Genomic DNA, 21411 nt, shown 5'->3' with positions numbered 1-21411 from the left:
TAGAGGCTCTTCCCTGTGAGGGGCACCGTTCCCTGAAGGTAGCGGCGTCTTCCCGGCATTCATGCTGCCCGGCCGAGCACGACTTCGATGACAAAACGGCTTCCCACATAGGCGAGGACGAGCGTCGTGAATCCGGCCAGCGTCCACCGCAGGGCGACGCGGCCGCGCCACCCCCATATCTTGCGGCCAACGAGAAGGGCGCCGAACAGCAGCCACGAGATGATCGCGAAGACGGTCTTGTGGTCGAGACGGAATGCCTGTCCGAAAAGCGATTCGGAAAAAACGATGCCCGAGCTCAGCGTGAGCGTCAGCAGGAGGAATGCGATGCCGATCAGGCGGAACAGCAACGTTTCCATCGTCAGCAAGGGCGGCAGGTTGGCGAAGGTCCGCGTCAGCCTTCCGCTATGCAGCTGGCGCTCCGCAATTGCCATCAGCATGGCGTGGAGCGCAGCCAGCGTGAAGAGGCTGTAGGCCAACATGGCGATGATGAAGTGTGCGCGGAAGGCCGGCGAGCCGGCGTTCGCCAGTGCATGCTGGCCGGGAAAGATGAGCGGCAGGAGGCTGCCGCCTGCGCCTGCCGTGACCACGAATCCGTGAAGGCCTTCGAGTCGCGCGTAAAAGGTTTCGATCCAGTAGAAGCACACCGCAAGCCAGATCACGAGGGACACCGCGAATCCGAAGCCGAACTGCATGCCTCCACCCGGGAAGAGCGCCTCCTGCAGTGCCCAGCCATGCGCCAGGATCGCTCCGAGCATCGTGATGCGTTCGCCGATCGACATGGATTGGCGGGGGCTGGCCTTGCGACCCGCAACGTTGTTGCGCCAGAAATGGATACCCAGCCCCGCGTAGAGCGAGGCGGCGAGGAGATGAAGTAGAATGGTTTGCATAGTTACCCGCAGTTTACTCCAAGGGCGAGGGGCCCAGACAATATGCTCGACAATCTCACACAACGTCTGTCCAAGGTCGTCAAGACCCTGCGCGGGCAGGCTCGACTGACCGAAGACAATATCCAGGACGCGATGCGCGAGGTGCGCCTCGCACTGCTCGAAGCCGACGTGGCGTTGCCCGTGGTGAAGGACTTTGTCGCGCGCGTCAAGGAAAAGGCGGTCGGGCAGGAGGTTGTCGGATCGCTGACTCCGGGCCAGGCGCTCGTGGGCGTAGTGTATGACGAATTGAAGGCGCTGATGGGCGGTTCGCATACGGGCCTCAATCTCGCCGCGCAGCCGCCGGCGGTCATTCTGATGGCGGGTTTGCAGGGCGCCGGCAAGACGACGACCACGGGCAAGCTGGGCAAGCTACTGCACGAGCGCATGAAGAAGAAGGTGTTGGCCGTGTCGGCCGACGTCTACCGTCCTGCCGCAATCGAGCAGTTGAAGACCGTTGCCGCTCAGGCAGGCGTCGACTTCTTCCCGTCGGCGGCGACTCAGAAGCCCGTCGATATCGCCTTGGCGGCGCTCGATCATGCTCGGCGCCACTATTACGACGTCGTCCTGCTGGATACTGCCGGCCGGCTGGCGATCGATGCGGCCATGATGGAGGAGATCAAGCTTCTCCATGCGGCGGTCAATCCGGTCGAAACCCTGTTCGTCGTCGATGCGATGCTCGGCCAGGATGCCGTCAATACGGCGCGCGCTTTCAACGAAGCGCTGCCGCTGACCGGCGTCGTACTGACCAAGCTCGACGGTGATGCGCGGGGCGGCGCCGCGCTGTCCGTGCGTCATGTCACCGGTAAGCCGCTTAAGTTCGCCGGCGTCGGCGAGAAGCTTAGCGGGCTGGAGGAGTTTCATCCCGAGCGGATGGCAAGCCGTATCCTCGGCATGGGCGACATCCTCGGCCTGGTGGAGGAGGCGCGACGGGGCGTCGACGAGGATAAGGCGCGGGAGTTTGCGCAAAAACTCAAGACCGGGAAGGGCTTCGATCTCAACGATTTCAAGGAGCAGATCGGCCAGATGCGGAAGATGGGGGGCCTCGCTTCGATGATGGACAAGCTGCCGGCACAGTTCTCGCAGATGGCGGGCAAACTGCAAGGCGGTGTGGAGGAGAAGGCGATCGGGCGGATCGAAGGCATCATCAATTCGATGACCCCGCTCGAGCGTGCCAAGCCGGAAGTCATCAAGGCGAGCCGCAAGCGCCGCATCGCCGCAGGTTCGGGCGTCACCGTGCAGGAGGTCAACCGGCTGCTCAACCAGTTTGAGCAGACTCAGAAGGTCATGAAGCAGTTCTCGAAGGGCGGGCTGCAGAAAATGATGCGCGGCATGAAGGGCATGTTGCCCGGGATGCCGCGCTGATCGGCTGGTCTAAGCATGCGAGACATTCTGGTTGCCTCCGTTCGAGCGCTACGAAGCCTTGGCCGCAAGGCCGTCTTCGTTCACCTGCTATGGCCGAGTCTGGCCGCGATGGCGTTGTGGAGCGTGATCGCGCTGTTCGCGTGGTCGCCCTTGGTCGACGGCATCATGAGTTGGGTCCAGGGATGGTCGTTTGCGGGCGGTTGGCTGACCTCGTCGGAGGTGGGGGCGGGCGTCGTGCTGGTCCTGATCAAGCTCGCGCTGGCGCTCGCGTTGTTTCCGCTGATCTATGTCACTGCAGCGTTGATCGTCGCCGTGTTCGCGTTGCCGATGATGCTCGAGGAGGTCGCGCAGCGCGATTACGCGGACCTCGAATTGCGGCGAGGCGGCTCGAGTTTCGGCAGTGCTTGGAATGCGGTCCTTGCCGCAGTGATCTTTTTCGTCGGAATGGCGGTTTCCCTGCCCTTGTGGCTGATTCCTGGCGGAGGCCTCGTTGCTTCCGTCGCCCTCACCGGGTGGCTCAATCAGCGAGCTTTCGGTTATGACGCGCTGATGCTTCACGCCGACAAGGCGGAACTCGCGAAGTTGCCCCGTGCGTTGCGATCGTCGATGCTGTTGCTTGGCGGGGGCTGTGCATTGCTCGCCTACGTCCCGGTGATCAATCTGGTGGCACCGGCCTTCTGCGGCTTGGCTTTTGTCCATTTCATGTTGGAAGCGCTGAGGCGGGAGCGGGCGGATCGAGGCGTCTCGATTCTCGACTCGGTTCCGACGGTGCGCTAGGAGCGGCGGTGGCATTCGGTACGGTCATCGTCGGCGACGAAATCCTGTCCGGACGCCGTTCGGATAAGCATCTGGCGAAGCTGATCGAGATGCTGGGCGCGCGGGGGCTCCGCCTCGCGTGGGCGCGTTACGTGGGTGACGATCAGGCGCGTCTGGTGGAAGTCCTGAGGGATAGTTTCAAGTCGGACGACGTCGTATTTTGCTTCGGTGGCATTGGTGCGACACCCGACGACCGGACGCGGCAATCGGCCGCAGAGGCGCTCGGCGTCGAAGTCGTGCTGCATCCGGAAGCCGAGGCGATCATTCGGGCGAAGTTCGACGCGGAAATCACCGAGCACCGTTTGCGGCTCGGCGCATTCCCGGCTGGCAGCGAGATCATTCCCAATCCCTACAATCAGATCCCCGGCTTCGCGATCCGCGGTCATTTCTTCGTGCCCGGATTCCCCGTGATGGCTTGGCCAATGGTGGAGGCGGTGCTCGATACGCAGTTTCGGCATCTTCATCATGGCGAGGATTATGTCGAGGCGGCTGTCACCGTGTGGGATGCCTACGAGGGGAAGTTGATCGACCTGATGGAGTCGCTTGAGTTCGCCTATCCCGAACTGGCCGTGTTCAGTCTGCCATCCGTTGCGGAACATCCGCGCGAGCGGCGTTCGGTCGAACTGGGGGTGAAAGGGCCAGCGTCGCGTGTCGCGGCGGCCATGGAGCTGGTGCGGAACGAGATACTCGTGCGCGGTTACGAATGGCAGGACAAGGTCTGATCGGGCGTCGCCGCACGGCCCCCGGACGGGCGTCCGAGGAGCGGCGGGAAATCTGCCTTGCCGGGCGGCAGATTCCGTACGTGCTGCGCCGCTCCGACCGGCGCACGCTCGGCCTGCAGGTCAGTCATCATGGCGTGAAAGTCGGAGTGCCCCGGCCGACAGCGGACTTAGACGTCGAGGCGTTCATCCGCTCGCACCAGGACTGGCTGCTGGAAAAACTCGTGCAGCACGAGTCCCGGAGGACTTCAGGGGAATTCGCGATTGCAGACGGGGCAATGCTTCCCGTTTTCGGGGAGCATTGCCGGATACGGGCGGGGGCGGTTGGAAGAGCGATCAGTTGGAGGCTTGGCGTCGACGGTATTGAGGAATTGCACCTTCCCCGTGCCGGAAATGCTTCAGCGCATCTCACAAGGGCCTTGCGTCGGCGGGCATTGCCGTGGTTCGGTGAGCGGGTGGCCGAATATTGTTTTCGTCTGGGGCTACCGGTTCCTGCGGTGCGCCTGTCTTCCGCGCGGACTCGCTGGGGAAGTTGCAGTGCGCGTAGCGGGATCCGCCTGCATTGGCGGCTGATCCATCTTCCGCCATTGCTGATCGATTATGTGGTCGCCCACGAGGTGGCTCACCTTCTCGAGATGAACCACTCCCCACGCTTCTGGTCGGTCGTGGAACGGCTTTATCCCCAATGGCGGGATGCGCGTAGCCGGCTGAAGGTGGCTGGGCCGCTGCTTCCGGTATTCGGGTCGGGCGGGGGAGAGGGGAGTGTCGATGAGGACTGAAAGGAGAGACTGATGAAATTACTTCACACGATGCTGCGAGTTGGCGACCTGGATCGGTCAATCGCGTTCTACACAGAAGTCCTGGGGATGCGCCTGCTGCGGCGCCAGGATTATCCGGAGGGGAAGTTTACGCTCGCCTTCATCGGCTACCAGGACGAGTCCGAGGGTGCGGTCATCGAGCTTACGCACAACTGGGGCGTTACGACTTACGAGATGGGAAACGCGTTCGGCCACATCGCGCTGGCAGTTCCCGATGCGTATCGCGCCTGCGATGAAATCCGGGCCCGCGGCGGGAAGGTCGTGCGCGAGGCGGGGCCGATGAAGCATGGCCATACGGTCATTGCCTTCGTCGAGGATCCCGACGGATACAAGATTGAGTTGATCCAGCGCGGCTAACCGCTTCCAGGCGGGCGAAAGGAAAAGGCTCGGACGTATCCGAGCCTTTCATGTGTTGGTGGAGCCGGGGGGAATCGAACCCCCGTCCGCAAGCCCTCTACAGACAGATCTACATACTTAGCCGACCTATTTGATTTAGCTCCTGCCTTAGCCGGTTGGCAGGCCGGACAGGAGCGAGTCACCTTAATTTTAGCTGTTGTACCAAGTGACCCGGCGCAACTCGCGAGTCTCTGTAAATGACACTGCAGCGTCTTAGCTTACGCTAAGACGACCCGGCCCAGAGACCTGCCGGTGCAGCGCTAACCGGTATTAAGCGGCTAGAACGAAACGTTCGTCGTTGGCGTTTGTTGATTTCCAGATGGATTTACGAGGTGACTGGTCCTCGGTATGCACTGCACTGCTTTGCGACCCACGTCGAAGCCAGGTCGGCCCCAGTGAGACTGTTACCAATGTGGTGATTCATTGGTGAATTTCAAGTACCAGTCTAGCACATCAGGCCGGCGCCACGGTGTGGATGAGGTAATTGACGTCGGTGTCTTGCCCCAAAGAATAGGTCTTAGCGATGGGGTTGTAGCTCATTCCCAGCAGTTCCGTGGTCTCAAGTCCCGCGTCGCGGGCGTAGCGCGCGAGCTCCGAAGGCTTGATGAATTTGGCGTACTCGTGCGTGCCACGCGGCAGGAGCTTGAGGATATATTCGGCTCCAACCACCGCAAACAGGTAGGCCTTGAAGTTGCGGTTGATGGTCGAGAAGAAGACATGCCCGCCGGGACGGACCAGTTTCGCGCAGGCTGCGATGGTGCTCGCGGGGTCGGGTACGTGTTCGAGCATTTCCATGCAGGTGACGACGTCAAAGCTGCCAGCATTCTCGGATGCGAATGCTTCGGCGCTGGTGTGCTGGTAATCGACCTTCAGCCCAGACTCGAACAAGTGCAGACGCGCCACGCCGAGTGCCTTCTCGGACAGGTCGATACCGGTCACCGTTGCGCCGACTCCTGCCATGCTTTCCGACAGGATTCCCCCGCCGCAGCCGATGTCGAGCACACGCTTGCCGGCCAATGACGCCTTCTGGTCGATCCAGCGCAAACGCAGCGGGTTAATTTCGTGCAGCGGTTTGAATTCGGACGTCGGATCCCACCAGCGATGCGCAAGGTCGCTGAATTTCTGCAATTCGGCAGGATCGGCATTGGTGTTCATAGTGCGGTCTCCGGGAGAGCGGAACTAGCGCTGGATTAGACGCCGTAAACGGAAAGGGCGCCACAAATGAAAAAGCCCTGCCGAAGCAGGGCCTTGAGTGCGGTCAGGCGGAATTACTTGGTGCCGACCAGCTCGATTTCAACGCGACGGTCCGGCTGCAGGCAGTCGATCAGCTTCTTGCGCGCCAGCTTGTCGGAGCAGGTCTTGCCGGTAACTGGCTGACGCTCGCCCTTGCCTTCGGTGTAGATACGGTTCGGCTCGATGCCCTTACTGACCAGGTAGGTCTTGACGGCGTTCGCACGGCGCTCGGACAGCTTCTGGTTGTAGGAGTCGGAGCCGAGGCGGTCGGTATGGCCGACTGCCAGGATCACTTCGAGCTTGATGCCCTTGGCCTGGGTGGCGAGGCCGTCGAGCTTGCTCTTGCCTTCGGGCTTCAGGATCGCCTTGTCGAAGTCGAAGAGGGTGTCGGCGGACAGCTTGATCTTGTCAGCGGTGGGCTTCGGTCCGGCCGCGGGAGCAGGAGCAGGAGCGGGGGCGGGTGCAGGCGCGGCGGCCGGAGCGGCGGCGACTTGGCACTTGTCCTTCGGGATGATGTCGCTGTCGCATTCGCAGCCGACCGGCAGCTTGCCAGCCATCGTGGTGCCGGCAGCCGCCGGGCTCCAGTAACCGGTGCGCCAGCACAGGCCGGCACCGCTGCGGGCGACGACGTTGCGGCCGTCGACGACGTACGGGACTTCGCCCTTGCCATCAACCGTGACGTCCTTGGCTTGTGCGAACACGCTGGGGGCGGACAGGCCGATCGACGCGATGGCGGCCACCAGTGCGAACATCTGCTTCTTGCTCTGTTTGATCATATTTTCCTCGTCAATTGGCTGGACGATGATGGGTAACGGTCAGCTATGGTGTTCCATGACTGGGGGCTGCCGGTCTAATGCCGATCCGGCTTATCCAGTTCAGTTACTCAGTTTAGTCTGCCACATCGCGGCAAGCCCAAGCAAATCAGTGTCGTTAAATTGCAACACCAGAGCGCCTTTGTTCATGCGGATTTCGCCCCCGACCCAGACATGTGAAACATGCTCCCGGCCTGCGACGTAGACCAAATGCGATGCCGGGTCGAAGCATGGGCGGGTCTCCAACGCGTCGAGTGCGACCGCGCACAGATCCGCCTCCTTGCCGACCTCGATCGAGCCGATGCGATCCGATAGTCCGAGCGCCTGAGCGCCGGCGAGTGTGGCCATGCGCAATGCGGTGTGTGCTGGAATTGCCGTGGCGTCGCCGGAAATCACCTTGGCAAGCAGGCTCGCGTGGCGCATTTCCTGGAAGAGGTCCAGACGATTGTTGCTGGCGGCGCCGTCGGTTCCAAGGCCGACAGGGATGCCCGCCGCCAGGGCGCGCGTGACGGGCGCTGCGCCGCTGGCGAGCTTCATGTTTGAAGTGGGGCAGTGGGCAATGCTGCAGCCGTGCTTTTGCAGTAGTTCGATGTCGGAGTCGTCGAGATGAACGGCATGGACGCCGACCATGTTGTTCCCCAGCAATCCGAGGGCGGCGAGCCGCGAGATGGGGCGCACCCCGTATTGCGCTAGCGAGTCGTGCACCTCGCCTGCCGTTTCGTGGATGTGAATGTGAATAATTGTATCCAGCTCAGCGGCGAGGGTCGCTACCCGTTGCAGATTGGCGTCCGCGACGGTATAGGGGGCATGGGGGGTCAGCGAGAAGCTGATACGCGGATGGCGGCGCCATTGATCGCGCGCCGCGAGGCCCTTTCTCAGGTAGTCATCGGCGTCGGAAGCGTAGGGGGTGGGAAAGTCGAGCACCGTGATGCCCACCACGGCCCGCATCCCGGCGCGTTCAAACGCCTCGGCAGCGGCGTCCGGATAGAAATACATTTCATTGCAGGTCGTGATGCCGCCGCGGAGCATTTCGGCTGCCGCAAGCAAGGTGCCGTCGTGTACGAAGTTCCGCGTCACATGGCGCGCTTCGGCCGGCCAAATGGCTTCCTGAAGCCAGCGCATCAGCGGCAGGTCGTCGGCGATGCCGCGCATGAGAGTCATCGCGCTGTGCCCGTGCAGGTTCACCAATCCGGGGATCAGGACATGGTCGGGCAGATCGACGCTGCGCGCCGCGGCGAATTGTCCGGCGGCTTCGTGTTGGGGTGCGACCGCCACAATTTGTCCCTGGCGGACGGCAACCGAATGGTGTTCAAGAATGACGTTCGCGGGTTCGATCGGGATGACCCAGCGGGCGTTGATCAACAGGTCGACGGATTGAGTCACGATGGCTTGCTCCAGAAAGCAAAAACCCCGCTTGCGCGGGGTCTGTGAAACGAGGGCGCCAGATCAGCTGGCCTTGATTTCCACCTCGACGCGACGATGCGGCTCAAGGCATTCGATCAGTTTCTTGCGGCCGAGTTTGTCGTCGCACTTCACGCCGGGCACCGGCTGCGTCTTGCCGTATCCGATGACGTCAATCCTGTCTGCGGGTACGCCCTTGGCCACGAGGTAATCCTTGACGGCCTTGGCGCGGCGCTCGGACAGGACCTGGTTGTATTGCTGGGAGCCGAGACGGTCAGTGTGGCCGGAGACGGTGACCTGTTGTAGCGGGCCGACTTCGCGTAGACGCGCGAGGACTTCGCGGTCGATGGCGGCTTTGCCCTGCGGCGTCAGGACAGCCTTGTTGAACCCGAACAGCGCCTTCGACGACAGGGTGATCTTCTTTGCGGTCGGAGCGGGAGCGGTCGGAGTGGCGGCGGCAGGTGCTGCCGGAGCCGGCGCGGCGGCGGCCGGAGCGGCTGCGATCGGCGCGCATTTGTCCTTTGCGACGATGTCGCCGTCGCACTCGCAGCCCACGGGGAGCTTGCCGGCCATGACGGCGCCGGCGGCGGCCGGGGTCCAGTAGCCGGTGCGCCAGCATAGACCGGTGCCGCTGCGCGCAACGACGTTGCGGCCATCGACGGCGTAGGGGATTTCACCCTTGCCGTCGACAATAACGTCACTGGTTTGGGCCTGAGCAGCGAAGCCGGTCGCGAACAGCGCTGCGCCCAGCGCGAGCGGGCGCAGGATCGTCGTAAGGTTCATGAGTCCTCCACTGAATTTTCTTCGATTTGTATTGCCCGACGGTTCGGGATGCTTGCTTGCGGCGCAATTTAAGCATAAGGCGTGCAACCCGCCAACGAGGCTCGGACGGCGTCCGACTCCGGATGTCGGGGCTTGATGGAGCTCTATCGGGGGCGGCCGGAGGCCGGCGCGTGGTAAGATTTCAAGCTTTTGACCATGCGGCCATTGCCGCCGCCGCGAAATGACTCCGTTTGCCAAGGAAACACTGCCGATCAGTCTCGAAGACGAGATGCGGCACTCCTATCTGGACTACGCGATGAGCGTGATCGTCGGGCGCGCGCTGCCCGACGCTCGGGATGGTCTGAAACCAGTGCATCGTCGCGTGCTGTTCGCGATGCACGAGCTATCAAACGACTGGAACAAGGCGTACAAGAAATCGGCGCGTATCGTCGGCGACGTCATCGGTAAGTACCATCCGCACGGCGACTCCGCGGTATACGACACCATCGTCCGCATGGCGCAGGACTTTTCGCTGCGCTACATGCTGGTCGACGGGCAGGGGAACTTCGGCTCGGTCGACGGCGATAACGCCGCGGCGATGCGGTACACGGAAATCCGCATGGCTCGCATCGGCCATGAGTTGCTTGCGGACATCGAGAAGGAAACGGTCGATTTCGGGCCGAACTACGACGGCTCCGAGAAAGAGCCGTTGGTCCTGCCGGCGCGCATCCCGAACCTGCTGATCAACGGCTCGTCGGGCATCGCGGTGGGCATGGCGACCAACATCCCGCCGCACAATCTGGGCGAGGTGCTCGACGCTTGCCTGAAGGTGCTCGAGGATCCCGAGATCAGCATCGAGGAGCTGATCCGCATCGTGCAGGCGCCCGACTTCCCGACCGCGGGCCTGATCTACGGCCTGTCCGGCGTGCACGACGGTTACCGTACCGGTCGCGGCCGCGTCGTGATGCGCGCGCGGACCCATTTCGAGGATCTCGAGAAGGGCAATCGCCAGGCGATCATCGTCGACGAGCTGCCGTACCAGGTTAACAAGCGGACGCTGCTCGAGCGCATCGCCGAGCTCGTCAACGAAAAGAAGATCGAAGGCATCAGCGAAATCCGCGACGAGTCGGACAAGTCCGGCATGCGCGTCGTGATCGAATTGAAGCGCAACGAAGTGCCCGAGGTGGTGCTGAATAACTTGTTCAAGCAGACGCAGCTGCAGGACACCTTCGGCATGAACATGGTGGCGCTGGTCGACGGCAAGCCGCGCACGCTGAACCTCAAGCAGATGCTGGAGTGCTTCCTGTCGCACCGGCGTGAGGTCATCACGCGGCGCACGATCTTCGAACTGCGCAAGGCGCGCGAGCGCGGCCACATCCTCGAAGGTTTGGCGGTGGCGCTGTCGAACGTCGACGAGATCATCGCGCTGATCAAGGCGGCGCCGACGCCGTCGGACGCGAAGCGCGAGCTGATGGCGCGCGTGTGGCGCTCGACGCTGGTCGAGGAGATGCTCGCGCGGGCGATGGCAGACAGCTACCGGCCGGAAGGCCTGGCCGAGGAGTTCGGGCTTTCGGCGAACGGTTATCGCCTGTCGGACGTGCAGGCGCAGGCGATCCTGGAATTGAGGCTGCAGCGCCTGACCGGCCTCGAGCAGGACAAGATCGTCGCCGAGTACCGTGAGGTGATGGACGTCATCACCGATCTGCTGGATATCCTCGCCCGTCCGGAACGGATCACCGCAATCATCGTCGAGGAGTTGGGCGCGATCCGCATGCAGTTCGGCGATCCGCGCCGTTCGGAGGTCGTGCTCAATACCGGCGAGATCAATATCGAGGATCTGATTGCGCCGGAGGACATGGTCGTGACGCTGTCGCACGGCGGCTACTTCAAGCGCCAGCCCCTCGCCGACTACCGCGCCCAGCGCCGCGGCGGGCGCGGCAAGCAGGCGACCGGCATGAAGGACGACGACTTCATCGATCGTCTCTTCGTCGCGAACACCCACGATTACATCCTGTGCTTCTCGAGTCGTGGCCGCGTCTATTGGCTAAAAGTGTACGAAGTGCCGGAAGGGACGCGCAACTCGCGCGGTCGTCCGATCGTGAACCTCTTCCCGCTCGTCGAGGGCGAGAAGATCAACGCCGTGCTGCCGGTGCAGGCCTTTGACGACGATCATTTCGTATTCATGGCCACTGCCGAGGGGACGGTCAAGAAGACCTCGCTGACGGCGTTCGCCAATCCCCGCAAGGCCGGCATCATCGCGGCGAGCCTCGACGACGGCGATCGCCTGATCGGCGTCGCGATCACCAACGGCGACAGCGATGTCATGCTGTTCTCCGATGCCGGCAAGGCGGTGCGCTTCCACGAGGGCGACGTGCGTCCGATGGGGCGTGAGGCGCGCGGCGTGCGCGGCATGACGCTCGAGGACGGCCAGCGCGTGATCGCGATGCTGGTCTCGAAGAGCGAGGACCTGAGCGTGCTGACCGCGACCGAGAACGGCTACGGCAAGCGCACGCCGGTCGCCGAGTACACTCGACATGGTCGCGGCACGAAGGGGATGATCGCCATCCAGACTTCGGAGCGCAACGGCAAGCTGGTCGGCGCATGCCTCGTCGAGGAGAGCGACGAAGTGATGCTGATCTCGACCGGCGGCGTGCTGATCCGCACCAAGGTGCAGGATATCCGTGAGCTCGGTCGGGCGACACAGGGCGTCACGCTGATCAACCTCGACGAAACCGATTCGCTTGCGAGCATCGAGAAGGTGGCCGAGTCCGAGCCCGAGGAAGTCGTCGGTGCAGTGGACGAGGCGGTCGACGCTGACGTGACGGGCGAAGCGGATACGTCCGCGGCGGAATGATTTGGATTTGACGGAGGGCTTTCGCAGATGACGCGCGTGTTCAATTTCAGTGCCGGTCCGGCCGCTCTGCCCGAGGCGGTATTGCGCCAAGCTGCCGAGGAGATGCTCGATTGGCACGGCGCCGGCTGCGGCGTCATGGAAATGAGCCATCGCGGCAAGGAGTTCGGCGAGATCATCGGCCGGGCGGAAGCCGATTTGCGCGAACTCCTCGGGATCCCGTCGAACTATCGGGTGCTCTTCCTGCAAGGTGGGGCGACTCAGCAGTTTGCGCAGATTCCGATGAACCTGCTGCGCGGCGGCGTTGCCGACTACCTGGTGACCGGAAGCTGGTCCAAGAAGGCCTACAAGGAAGCTCAGCATCTGGCGGCGTCAGGTCTGGGTGGAAGCGTCCGGCTCGCGGGCAGTGCCGAGGCGGAAGGCTTTACACGCTTGCTGCGTCAGGATGAACTGACGTTGGACGACAATGCGACATACGTGCATCTGTGCACGAACGAGACGATCCACGGCGTTGAACTGGGCGACGAAGCCGCTCTGCCCGCTACGCGCGCGCCTCTGGTGGCGGATATGTCCTCGCACATTCTGTCGCGCTCGATCGATGTCAGCCGCTACGGCCTGATCTACGCGGGTGCACAGAAGAACGTCGGGCCGTCGGGGCTGGTGATCGTCATCGTCCGGGAGGACCTCATCGGCCGCGCCCATCCGATGACGCCGGCGGTCATGGACTACAAGGTGATGGCCGACAACGGCTCGATGCTCAACACGCCGCCGACCTACGCGATCTATATTGCGGGCCTGGTCTTCCAGTGGCTGAAGGCGCAGGGCGGGCTCGCCGCGATCGAGGCACAGAACATCGAAAAGGCAGACCTGCTCTATCGTTTCCTCGACAACAGCGACTTTTACGAGAATCGTGTCGCGGTGACGAGCCGTTCGCGCATGAATATTCCCTTCCTGTTGCGCAGCGAGGCATTGAACGACGCCTTCCTGGCCGAGGCGAAGGCGGTGGGTCTGACGCAGCTCAAGGGGCACAAGTCGGTTGGTGGCATGCGTGCGTCGATCTACAACGCGATGCCGATTGCCGGCGTGCGCGCATTGGTCGAGTTCATGCAGGACTTCGCCGCGCGGCACGGCTGAATCTGGACACGGGAAATGGGGCGAGCATGAGCGACGAACTGCTGAACCTGAGAAAGAAGATCGATCATCTGGACGAGGAGATCCTCGCTCGTCTCGCCGAACGGGCGCAGTGCGCCAAGCGGATCGGTGAGGTCAAGCGCGGGAACCTGTACCGCCCGGAGCGTGAGGCGCAGGTGTTGCGCCGTCTGGGTGAAGCGAATCCCGGCCCCTTGCCGGATATGGCCGTGCAGCGCATTTTCCGCGAGATCATGTCGGCGTGTCTTGCGCTCGAGCATCCGCTCAAGGTCGCGTATCTCGGGCCGGCCGGGACCTTCTCCGAGAGCGCGTCGCGCAAGCATTTCGGCTCGGCGCCGACGCTGCTGCCGACCGCTGCGATCGACGATGTATTCCGCGAGGTCGAAGCGGGCAATGCTGACTATGGCGTCGTGCCGGTGGAGAATTCCACCGAGGGGGCGGTCGGCGGAACGCTGGACCTGCTGCTGGCAAATCCGCTGATGATCTGCGGCGAGGTGAAGCTGCGCATCCACCAGCACCTGCTGTCGAAGTCCGAAGGCATCGGGGCGGCGAAACGCCTTTACTCGCATGCCCAGTCGCTCGCGCAGTGCCACGAGTGGCTCAATCGCAATCTCGCTCATCTGTCGCGCGTACCGGTTGCGAGCAATGCCGAAGCGGCGCGCCTCGCCTCCGAGGATGCCGAATCGTGCGCGATCGCGGGCGAAGCGGCTGGCGAACTGTATGGTCTGAATGTGCTCGCCAAGAACATCGAGGACGATCCGAACAATACGACCCGCTTCCTGGTGATCGCCCGTCACGACGCCGGGCCGTCCGGTCGCGACAAGACTTCGCTGGTATGTTCGGCACCCAACCGGCCCGGGGCAATGCACATGCTGCTCGAACCGCTGGCGCGGCATGGGGTCGACATGACCAAGCTGCAGTCGCGTCCGGCACGTGGCGGGCTGTGGGAATACGTGTTCTATGTCGACATCGATGGGCACCGCGAAGACGCCGAGGTGGCCGCGGCGCTTCGGGAACTCAACGACCGGGCGGCCTTCGTGAAGATACTCGGGTCTTATCCCGTCGCCGTCATTTGAGTTGATGCCGGCCCGAGTGCCGTATCGGCCGCGGGATCGTGGAATCGGCGTGTGGCGCCGCGACAGGTGCTCGCCTGAATGGATGATGCTCTGAATGGCTGTAATCAAGAGACTGGTAGTGTGCGGCGTCGGCCTGATCGGTGGCTCGTTCGCGTTGGCGCTGCGGCGCGCGGGCCTGGTCGAGCGCATCGTCGGGATCGGCCGTAGCGGGGCGTCGCTCGCGCGCGCCGTCGAGCTCGGGGTCATCGACGAATATTGCACTGACTGGGCGAGTGCGCTCGATGGCGCGGACTTCGTCCTTCTGGCTCCTCCCGTCGGCCAGATGGAGTCGGTGATGGCGGCGATGGCGCCGCATCTCGCGCCGGGGTGCGTCGTGACGGACGCGGGCAGCACGAAGCGTGACGTCATCGAGGCGATCTATCGCCACCTTCCCAATCATCTGACCCACACCGTTCCGGCGCACCCGATCGCGGGCGCGGAAAAGAGCGGCGTCGACGCCGCGTTCGCGTCGCTGTACGAAAACCGCAAGCTCGTGATTACGCCGCTGCCCGAAAACGAGCCGGAGGCGATACTGCGGGTGCGTGAAGCCTGGGCAGCCTGCGGCGCGATGATCAGCGAGATGCCGCCGAAGGATCACGACCGCGTGTTCGCCGCGGTCAGCCATCTGCCGCACCTGCTGGCCTTCGGATTGGTCCACGACCTCGCCGGACGGGCGAATGCCGAGCAGCTGTTCGGTTTCGCGGCCAGTGGATTCCGCGATTTCACGCGGATTGCGGGCAGCCATCCGGAGATGTGGCGTGACATCTGCATCGCGAACCGTCAGGCGCTGCTGGCAGAACTCGATCAGTATCTCGCGGAACTTGCGTACCTGCGGGCGCTGCTTCTCGCCGGCGACGGCGACCGCCTCGAACAGCTCTTCGACGAGGCGCGTCGGGCGCGCAATGCGTGGGCCGAGCAGTTCGCCAATTCCGCCAATTCAGTTTCCAGGTCGGAGTAAACATGGAATTTCTCGATCTCCCGCCGATGCTCGGGGCGAGCGGGCAGGTGCGCCTGCCGGGTTCGAAGAGCATCTCCAATCGCACTCTTCTGCTGGCTGCGCTGGCCGAGGGGGAAACCGATATTCGCGACCTACTCGCCTCGGACGACGTCGAGCGGATGCTCGACGCCTTGTGTGCGCTCGGTGTCAGTTGGTCGCGTGAGGGCGATACCGACAATTACCGCGTCACCGGAGCGGGCGGCCCGTTTCCCGTCAAGTCGGCCGACCTCTTCCTCGGCAACGCGGGCACCGCATTTCGGCCCTTGACCGCTGCGCTCGCGCTCTCCGGCGGCGACTACCGGCTTTCCGGCGTGCCGCGCATGCACGAGCGGCCCATCGGCGATCTCGTCGACGGCTTGCGGCAGTTGGGTGCGAACGTCGAATACCTCGCGAACGACGGCTTTCCGCCGCTGCACATCCGTCCGGCGACGATCCGCGCGGGCGGCGTCGTGCGCGTACGCGGCGACGTGTCGAGCCAATTCCTGACGGCCCTGCTGATGGCGCTGCCGCTGACGGGCGTGGAATCGACCGTCGAAGTGGTTGGGGAGCTGATTTCGAAGCCCTACATCGCGATCACCCTCGATCTGATGGCGCGCTTCGGCGTCGAGGTCAAGCGCGAAGGATGGCAGCGGTTCGTGGTTCCCGGCGGTGTCCGTTATCGCAGTCCCGGCGTGATTTTCGTCGAAGGGGATGCCTCGTCGGCCTCATATTTCCTTGCTGCCGGAGCGATCGGCGGTGGCCCGGTGCGCGTCGAAGGCGTCGGTAGTACGAGTATTCAAGGCGACGTGCGCTTCGCCGAAGCCCTGGCGACGCTCGGTGCGCGCGTCGAAACGGGTGACAACTGGATCGAGGCGCGCGCGCCCGAGAGCGGGCGGCTGAAGGCTTTCGATCTCGATCTGAACCACATTCCCGATGCGGCGATGACGCTCGCGGTCGCAGCCCTCTTCGCCGACGGGCCCTGCCGTTTGCGCAATATCGCGAGCTGGCGCGTCAAGGAGACCGATCGCATTGCCGCGATGGCGACCGAGCTGCGAAAGGTGGGCGCGGTGGTCGAGGAGGGTGCCGACTATCTCGTCGTCACTCCGCCTGCCGTGCCCAATCCGGCCGCGATCGACACCTACGACGATCACCGCATGGCGATGTGTTTCTCGCTCGTTGCGCTCGGCGGCTGCCGCGTGCGCATCAATGATCCGAAGTGCGTGAACAAGACTTTTCCGACCTATTTCGAGCGCTTCGCGGAAATCGCGCGGCCCGTGCCGGTCATCGCGATCGACGGGCCGTCGGCGTCCGGCAAGGGCTCAGTCGCAGCGCGCGTTGCCGAGGCGCTCGGCTACCAATGCCTCGACAGCGGTTCGCTCTATCGCATCGTGGCGCTCGCGGCGATGCGCGCCGGCGTGTCGCTCGACGACGATCAGGCGGTAGCGGCGATTGCTGCGTCGCTGCCGGCGACGTTCGAGGGCGGGCGGGTGCTGCTTTCCGGTGAAGATGTCGGCGACGAGATCCGGACCGAAGCATGCTCGTCCGGTGCTTCACGCGTGGCGGCCTTGCCGGCCGTGAGGGCGGCGCTGCTGGACCGTCAGCGCGACTACCGCACGGCGCCCGGCCTTGTTGCGGAGGGGCGCGACATGGGTTCCGTGGTCTTCCCCGATGCAGTCACGAAGATATTCCTGACGGCGACTGCCGAGGCGCGTGCGGAACGTCGCTATAAGCAGTTGATGGAAAAGGGAATGGCTGCTAACATGGCAAACCTCCTGAAGGATCTCCATGAGCGGGACGCGCGCGATGCCGCCCGACCCGTGGCTCCCCTCCAGAAGTTGCCTGACGCCGAACTCCTCGATACCACCGAAATGGACCTCGAGCAGGCTGTCGGCTTCGTGCTCGACCGGGTTCGTCCCTGAGCGGGCACTTCCGTTGTACCGGTTGACTGCCGGCCGCTTGCGGACGGTAGTCTGTTTGTTCAATCAGCCGCTGTTCGCCGCTTTCGGGCGGTTTTGGGATTCCCACTTTTTATGACCACTGCCAACCCCGTTTCCGATTCCATGGAAAGTTTCGCCGCGCTGTTCGAAGAGAGCCTTGCTCGTCAGGAAATGCGTTCCGGCGAAGTGATCACCGCCGAGGTGGTCAGCATCGATCACAACTTCGTGGTCGTCAATGCCGGACTCAAGTCCGAGAGCTATGTCGCTATCGAAGAGTTCCGCGATGACCGCGGCGAACTCGAAGTCAAGGTTGGCGATTTCGTTCACGTCGCCATCGACGCCCTGGAAGACGGCTACGGCGAAACCCGCCTGTCGCGCGAGAAGGCCAAGCGCATCGCCGCGTGGAACGACCTCGAGAAGGCGCTCAACGAAGGCACGCTGGTCAAGGGCCTGATCTCGGGTCGCGTGAAGGGCGGTCTGACCGTCATGACCAACAGCATCCGCGCCTTCCTGCCGGGTTCGCTGGTCGACATGCGTCCGGTCAAGGACACCACGCCGTACGAAGGCAAGGAATTCGAATTCAAGGTCATTAAGCTCGACCGCAAGCGCAACAACGTCGTTGTGTCGCGCCGTGCCGTGCTCGAAGAGACCATGGGTGAAGAGCGCGAAAAGCTGCTCGCCAACCTCAAGGAAGGCACCGTCGTCAAGGGCGTCGTCAAGAACATCACCGACTACGGTGCGTTCGTCGACCTCGGCGGCATCGACGGCCTGCTGCACATCACCGACCTCGCCTGGCGTCGTGTGCGTCATCCGTCGGAAGTGCTGTCGGTCGGTGACGAAATCGAAGCCAAAGTCCTCAAGTTCGACCAGGAAAAGAACCGCGTCTCGCTGGGTCTCAAGCAGCTGGGCGAAGATCCGTGGGTCGGCATCGCTCGCCGTTACCCGCAAGGCACCCGCCTGTTCGGCAAGGTCACGAACATCACCGACTACGGCGCGTTCGTCGAAGTCGAGCAGGGCATCGAAGGCCTGGTGCACGTGTCCGAAATGGACTGGACCAACAAGAACATTCACCCGACCAAGGTTGTCCAGCTGGGTGACGAAGTCGAAGTCATGATCCTCGAAATCGACGAAGACCGTCGTCGTATCTCGCTGGGCATGAAGCAGTGCATGTCCAACCCGTGGGACGATTTCGCGATCAACCACAAGAAGGGTGACAAGGTCCGCGGTCAGATCAAATCGATCACCGACTTCGGCGTGTTCATCGGGCTGGATGGCGGCATCGACGGTCTGGTGCACCTGTCCGATCTGTCGTGGAGCGACTCGGGCGAAGAGGCTGTGCGCCGCTTCAAGAAGGGTGACGAAGTCGAAGCCGTCGTGCTGGCGATCGATGTCGAGCGCGAACGCATCTCGCTGGGCGTCAAGCAGCTCGAAGGCGATCCCTTCACCAACTTCATCGCCACCCACGAGAAGAACAGCCTCGTTCGCGGCGCCGTGAAGTCGGTCGATGCCCGTGGCGCCGTGATCGCGCTGAACGAAGAAGTCGAAGGCTACCTGCGCGCTTCGGAAGCCGCTGCGCACCGTGTCGACGACCTGACGACCGTCCTGAAGGAAGGCGACGAAGTCGAGCTGATGATCATCAACGTGGATCGCAAGACCCGTTCGATCAACCTCTCGATCCGCGCCAAGGATCAGGCCGAGCAGAGCGACGCGATGCAGAAGCTCGCTTCCGAGACCGCCGCCAGCGGCACCACCAACCTCGGTGCGCTGCTCAAGGCCAAGCTGAACGAGCAGAAGCACTAATTCAGTAGGCTGGTCATGACCAAATCGGAGCTGATTGCGAGGCTGGCTGCGCGTTTTCCGCAGCTCGTCGCAAAAGATGCCGATTACGCGGTCAAGATGGTGATCGATGCGATGTCCGACGCGCTTGCGCGTGGGGATCGCATCGAGATCCGCGGTTTTGGCAGCTTCGCGTTGAACTATCGCCCGCCTCGCGTGGGACGTAATCCGAAGTCCGGAGACAAGGTGCACGTGCCCGAAAAGTACGTGCCCCATTTCAAGGCAGGCAAGGAGTTGCGCGAGCGCGTCGATATCGCTGATTGATTGCGCGACAATCGGGTCTGCACCGTAATCGAGTGGGAAGGCGGCGCGAGCCGCCTTCTTTTTTGTCATTCCCTCGGGGATAATGCCGTCCCATGCGCTTCGTAATGTGGATATTCCGGCTGTTGTTGTTCTTCATGCTCTTCGGCTTTGCCGTGAAGAATGATCACCTCGTCGTCTTGCAGTTCTTCTTTGGTAGTTCGTGGCAGTTGCCGCTGGTATTCGTGATACTGGCCGCGTTTACCGCCGGCGCACTGTTGGGGGTCACCGCGACCTTCGCATCGCTGCTGCGCCAGCGGCGCGAGATCGGCAAGCTGCGCAAGCAGCTGCAGCGTGCCGAACGCAAACGGCCCACGGAAGCCGGCGTACCGACGAGCACCGAAGTGCAGGCCCCCGAGACTTTCTGAATACGATGGAAATCGAGCTCTGGTGGTTTCTTGCGCTGCCCCTGTTTTTCGCCCTCGGGTGGCTCGCAGCGCGTATCGATATCCGGCAGGTAGTTCATGAATCGCGAGCTTTGCCACGCTCCTACCTCTCCGGACTGAATTTTCTACTCAACGAACAGCAAGACAAGGCGATTGACGCTTTCATCGAAGCGGTGAAGATCGATCCGCAGACGATCGAGCTGCATTTTGCGCTCGGAAGCCTGTTTCGCCGGCGCGGCGAGACCGATCGTGCGATCCGCATGCATCAGAATTTGGTCGATCGCGAGGATCTTTCCGAGGAGCAGCGGCTTCAGGCGCTCGCCGAGCTGGGGCAGGATTACCTGAAGGCCGGTCTGCTCGACCGTGCGGAAGCCGTTTTCGACCGTCTGCGTGCATCGCGTCTGAACGACATGGCGATGCGCTACCTGTTGGAAATCTACCAACAGGAAAAGGATTGGGAGAAGGCGGTGGAGGCGGCGAAGGCGCTGCCGGATCACGAGAGCGTGATGTGGCGCAAGGAAGTCGCAAACTTTTATTGCGAACTAGCGGTTTCCGCGCTCGGCAGCTCAAGGCATGATGAAGCCCGCCGCCATCTGGAAGAGGCTTTTGCGATCAACCGACGCTGCATTCGCGCCAGCTTGGTGCTGGGCGATCTGTTGATGGCCGAGGGGCAGTACGTCGAAGCCATCGAGGTATGGAAACGGGTCGAGAGCCAAGATCCGGTATATCTGGCGCTCGTCGCAGAGCGCGTGATGGATGCGCATGCGCGCCTGGGTCGCATCGAGCAGGGTCAGACGCTGTTGCGTTCCTGGCTCGAGCGGCACCCGTCGCTGGATCTGCTCGATGAAGTCTTCCACTGGGAACTCGAAAAGGAGGGTTCGCGGGCTGCGTACGAGCTGGTGCGCGAGGAGTTGCGCCGCAACCCGACGCTGCTGGGGCTCGACAAGCTGCTTGAGGCGGCGTTGCTCAATGCGTCCGCCGAGCAGCGGGGCGACATCGAGCTGGTGAAGCAGCTGATCCATGGCCATACACGGCGTGTGGCGCGATACCGCTGTACCGAATGCGGCTTCAAGGCGCGTCAGTTCCAGTGGCGCTGCCCCGCCTGCGGGGGATGGGAGACCTACCCGCCGCGCCGTACCGAGGAGTACGATCTCGCGCCATGAGCGTGGGCTGATCGTGTCGAAGTTTTCGACGGTTCGCGCAAGCGGGCCGTTTTTCATTGAGATTGAGGTCTAAACCATGAAAATCACTGTCGTCGGTACGGGATACGTCGGACTGGTCAGCGGTGCTTGCCTCGCGGATGTCGGCAATGACGTGCTGTGCCTGGACGTCGATCCGGCGAAGATTCGCACGCTCGAAGAAGGCGGGATCCCGATCCACGAGCCGGGCCTGCTCGAGGTGGTACGGCGCAACGTGGCGGCCGGACGCCTGAAGTTCACGACCGACATCGAGTACGCGGCGCGTTTCGGCACCATCCAGTTCATCGCCGTCGGCACGCCGCCGGACGAGGACGGTTCGGCCGATCTGCAGTACGTGCTCGCGGCAGCACGCAACATCGGTCGCTACATGGATGACTATCGTGTCATCGTCGACAAGTCGACGGTTCCCGTGGGCAC

20 protein-coding genes and 1 other RNA gene are annotated in these 21411 nt (G+C 63.0%); 15 read left to right on the top strand and 6 right to left on the bottom strand.

All coding sequences use genetic code 11. The annotated features are described in order from the left end of the window. Nucleotides 1-59: 59 nt before the first annotated feature. Nucleotides 60-887: a cytochrome C assembly family protein gene (locus VJ673_RS21695; protein WP_324128255.1), complete on the bottom strand. Its 828-nt coding sequence runs from the start codon at nt 885-887 to the stop codon at nt 60-62. A 42-nt stretch (nt 888-929) separates the two neighbouring features. Here VJ673_RS21695 and ffh point away from each other — a divergent pair, with 42 nt between their 5' ends. The 5 genes from ffh to gloA are packed head-to-tail and all read left to right on the top strand — an operon-like array spanning nt 930 to nt 4998. Then, the gene (gene ffh, locus VJ673_RS21690; RefSeq protein WP_324128254.1) at nt 930-2288 is read left to right on the top strand and encodes a signal recognition particle protein; all 1359 of its coding nucleotides are present in this window, start codon (nt 930-932) and stop codon (nt 2286-2288) included. A gap of 15 nt (nt 2289-2303) precedes the next feature. Then, entirely contained in the window at nt 2304-3065 is a 762-nt protein-coding gene (locus VJ673_RS21685; protein WP_324128253.1) for an EI24 domain-containing protein, read from the top strand. An 8-nt stretch (nt 3066-3073) separates the two neighbouring features. Further along, the gene (locus tag VJ673_RS21680) at nt 3074-3826 is read left to right on the top strand and encodes a competence/damage-inducible protein A (protein ID WP_324128252.1); all 753 of its coding nucleotides are present in this window, start codon (nt 3074-3076) and stop codon (nt 3824-3826) included. Continuing rightward, entirely contained in the window at nt 3808-4602 is a 795-nt protein-coding gene (locus VJ673_RS21675; protein ID WP_324128251.1) for a M48 family metallopeptidase, read from the top strand. Before VJ673_RS21680 ends, VJ673_RS21675 begins: the two co-directional genes overlap by 19 nt. A gap of 12 nt (nt 4603-4614) precedes the next feature. Beyond that, on the top strand, nt 4615-4998 hold the full coding sequence (gene gloA, locus VJ673_RS21670; protein ID WP_324128250.1) for a lactoylglutathione lyase: 384 nt from the start codon (nt 4615-4617) through the stop codon (nt 4996-4998). A 56-nt stretch (nt 4999-5054) separates the two neighbouring features. Here the strand turns inward: gloA and ssrA are convergent. From ssrA to VJ673_RS21645, 5 genes are all read right to left on the bottom strand, one after another. Beyond that, nucleotides 5055-5431: a transfer-messenger RNA gene (ssrA, locus tag VJ673_RS21665) on the bottom strand. Nucleotides 5432-5490: 59 nt separating this feature from the next. Beyond that, nucleotides 5491-6192 carry a bifunctional 2-polyprenyl-6-hydroxyphenol methylase/3-demethylubiquinol 3-O-methyltransferase UbiG gene (gene ubiG / locus VJ673_RS21660; protein ID WP_324128249.1) on the bottom strand — a complete coding sequence of 234 codons (702 nt, stop codon included), beginning with the start codon at nt 6190-6192 and terminating at the stop codon, nt 5491-5493. A gap of 113 nt (nt 6193-6305) precedes the next feature. After that, nucleotides 6306-7046, bottom strand: a complete 741-nt coding sequence (locus tag VJ673_RS21655; protein ID WP_324128248.1) for an OmpA family protein — start codon at nt 7044-7046, stop codon at nt 6306-6308. A 99-nt stretch (nt 7047-7145) separates the two neighbouring features. Next, complete coding sequence (locus VJ673_RS21650; protein WP_324128247.1) at nt 7146-8465, bottom strand: TRZ/ATZ family hydrolase; 1320 nt, start codon at nt 8463-8465, stop codon at nt 7146-7148. Nucleotides 8466-8528: 63 nt separating this feature from the next. Next, the gene (locus VJ673_RS21645; RefSeq protein WP_324128246.1) at nt 8529-9266 is read right to left on the bottom strand and encodes an OmpA family protein; all 738 of its coding nucleotides are present in this window, start codon (nt 9264-9266) and stop codon (nt 8529-8531) included. Nucleotides 9267-9486: 220 nt separating this feature from the next. On the opposite strand from VJ673_RS21645, the gene gyrA reads away from it, so the two are divergent. The 10 genes from gyrA to VJ673_RS21595 form a co-directional block, all read left to right on the top strand. Beyond that, nucleotides 9487-12099: a DNA gyrase subunit A gene (gene gyrA, locus VJ673_RS21640; protein ID WP_324128245.1), complete on the top strand. Its 2613-nt coding sequence runs from the start codon at nt 9487-9489 to the stop codon at nt 12097-12099. Between the two features lie 27 nt (nt 12100-12126). Further along, nucleotides 12127-13230, top strand: coding sequence for a 3-phosphoserine/phosphohydroxythreonine transaminase (serC, locus tag VJ673_RS21635; protein ID WP_324128244.1), 1104 nt, complete (start codon nt 12127-12129; stop codon nt 13228-13230). Nucleotides 13231-13256: 26 nt separating this feature from the next. Next, a complete protein-coding gene (gene pheA, locus VJ673_RS21630; protein WP_324128243.1) occupies nt 13257-14321 on the top strand; it encodes a prephenate dehydratase in 1065 nt (354 codons plus the stop codon). A gap of 94 nt (nt 14322-14415) precedes the next feature. Next, complete coding sequence (locus VJ673_RS21625) at nt 14416-15318, top strand: prephenate dehydrogenase (RefSeq protein ID WP_324128242.1); 903 nt, start codon at nt 14416-14418, stop codon at nt 15316-15318. 2 nt (nt 15319-15320) lie between these two features. Then, entirely contained in the window at nt 15321-17255 is a 1935-nt protein-coding gene (locus VJ673_RS21620) for a bifunctional 3-phosphoshikimate 1-carboxyvinyltransferase/cytidylate kinase (RefSeq protein ID WP_324128241.1), read from the top strand. Between the two features lie 111 nt (nt 17256-17366). Next, nucleotides 17367-19073 carry a 30S ribosomal protein S1 gene (gene rpsA / locus VJ673_RS21615; protein ID WP_324128240.1) on the top strand — a complete coding sequence of 569 codons (1707 nt, stop codon included), beginning with the start codon at nt 17367-17369 and terminating at the stop codon, nt 19071-19073. Between the two features lie 15 nt (nt 19074-19088). Then, nucleotides 19089-19373 (top strand): integration host factor subunit beta, encoded by a 285-nt coding sequence (locus VJ673_RS21610; protein ID WP_169261499.1) that lies wholly within the window; start codon nt 19089-19091, stop codon nt 19371-19373. A gap of 92 nt (nt 19374-19465) precedes the next feature. Continuing rightward, nucleotides 19466-19777 (top strand): LapA family protein, encoded by a 312-nt coding sequence (locus VJ673_RS21605; RefSeq protein WP_324128239.1) that lies wholly within the window; start codon nt 19466-19468, stop codon nt 19775-19777. A 5-nt stretch (nt 19778-19782) separates the two neighbouring features. Beyond that, nucleotides 19783-20958: a lipopolysaccharide assembly protein LapB gene (gene lapB, locus VJ673_RS21600; protein WP_324128238.1), complete on the top strand. Its 1176-nt coding sequence runs from the start codon at nt 19783-19785 to the stop codon at nt 20956-20958. A 76-nt stretch (nt 20959-21034) separates the two neighbouring features. Next, nucleotides 21035-21411, top strand: a 377-nt coding sequence (locus VJ673_RS21595; RefSeq protein WP_324128237.1) for a 2-dehydropantoate 2-reductase N-terminal domain-containing protein, incomplete at its 3' end; no start/stop codon positions are given.

The organism is Aromatoleum sp. (assembly GCF_035254505.1).
In the GTDB taxonomy this organism is placed as follows: Bacteria; Pseudomonadota; Gammaproteobacteria; order Burkholderiales; family Rhodocyclaceae; genus Aromatoleum.
The sequence above is the reverse complement of the archived record's forward strand: the minus strand, read 5'-3'. Positions and strand labels throughout refer to the sequence as shown.

Excerpts from the sequence above, each read along its gene's own strand:
- VJ673_RS21695 (WP_324128255.1), bottom strand. The coding sequence starts at position 887 with ATGCAAACCATTCTACTTCATCTCCTCGCCGCCTCGCTCTACGCGGGG.
- ffh (WP_324128254.1), top strand. The coding sequence starts at position 930 with ATGCTCGACAATCTCACACAACGTCTGTCCAAGGTCGTCAAGACCCTG.
- VJ673_RS21685 (WP_324128253.1), top strand. The coding sequence starts at position 2,304 with ATGCGAGACATTCTGGTTGCCTCCGTTCGAGCGCTACGAAGCCTTGGC.
- VJ673_RS21675 (WP_324128251.1), top strand. The coding sequence starts at position 3,808 with ATGGCAGGACAAGGTCTGATCGGGCGTCGCCGCACGGCCCCCGGACGG.
- gloA (WP_324128250.1), top strand. The coding sequence starts at position 4,615 with ATGAAATTACTTCACACGATGCTGCGAGTTGGCGACCTGGATCGGTCA.
- ubiG (WP_324128249.1), bottom strand. The coding sequence starts at position 6,192 with ATGAACACCAATGCCGATCCTGCCGAATTGCAGAAATTCAGCGACCTT.
- VJ673_RS21655 (WP_324128248.1), bottom strand. The coding sequence starts at position 7,046 with ATGATCAAACAGAGCAAGAAGCAGATGTTCGCACTGGTGGCCGCCATC.
- VJ673_RS21645 (WP_324128246.1), bottom strand. The coding sequence starts at position 9,266 with ATGAACCTTACGACGATCCTGCGCCCGCTCGCGCTGGGCGCAGCGCTG.
- gyrA (WP_324128245.1), top strand. The coding sequence starts at position 9,487 with ATGACTCCGTTTGCCAAGGAAACACTGCCGATCAGTCTCGAAGACGAG.
- serC (WP_324128244.1), top strand. The coding sequence starts at position 12,127 with ATGACGCGCGTGTTCAATTTCAGTGCCGGTCCGGCCGCTCTGCCCGAG.
- pheA (WP_324128243.1), top strand. The coding sequence starts at position 13,257 with ATGAGCGACGAACTGCTGAACCTGAGAAAGAAGATCGATCATCTGGAC.
- VJ673_RS21625 (WP_324128242.1), top strand. The coding sequence starts at position 14,416 with ATGGCTGTAATCAAGAGACTGGTAGTGTGCGGCGTCGGCCTGATCGGT.
- VJ673_RS21620 (WP_324128241.1), top strand. The coding sequence starts at position 15,321 with ATGGAATTTCTCGATCTCCCGCCGATGCTCGGGGCGAGCGGGCAGGTG.
- rpsA (WP_324128240.1), top strand. The coding sequence starts at position 17,367 with ATGACCACTGCCAACCCCGTTTCCGATTCCATGGAAAGTTTCGCCGCG.
- VJ673_RS21610 (WP_169261499.1), top strand. The coding sequence starts at position 19,089 with ATGACCAAATCGGAGCTGATTGCGAGGCTGGCTGCGCGTTTTCCGCAG.
- VJ673_RS21605 (WP_324128239.1), top strand. The coding sequence starts at position 19,466 with ATGCGCTTCGTAATGTGGATATTCCGGCTGTTGTTGTTCTTCATGCTC.
- lapB (WP_324128238.1), top strand. The coding sequence starts at position 19,783 with ATGGAAATCGAGCTCTGGTGGTTTCTTGCGCTGCCCCTGTTTTTCGCC.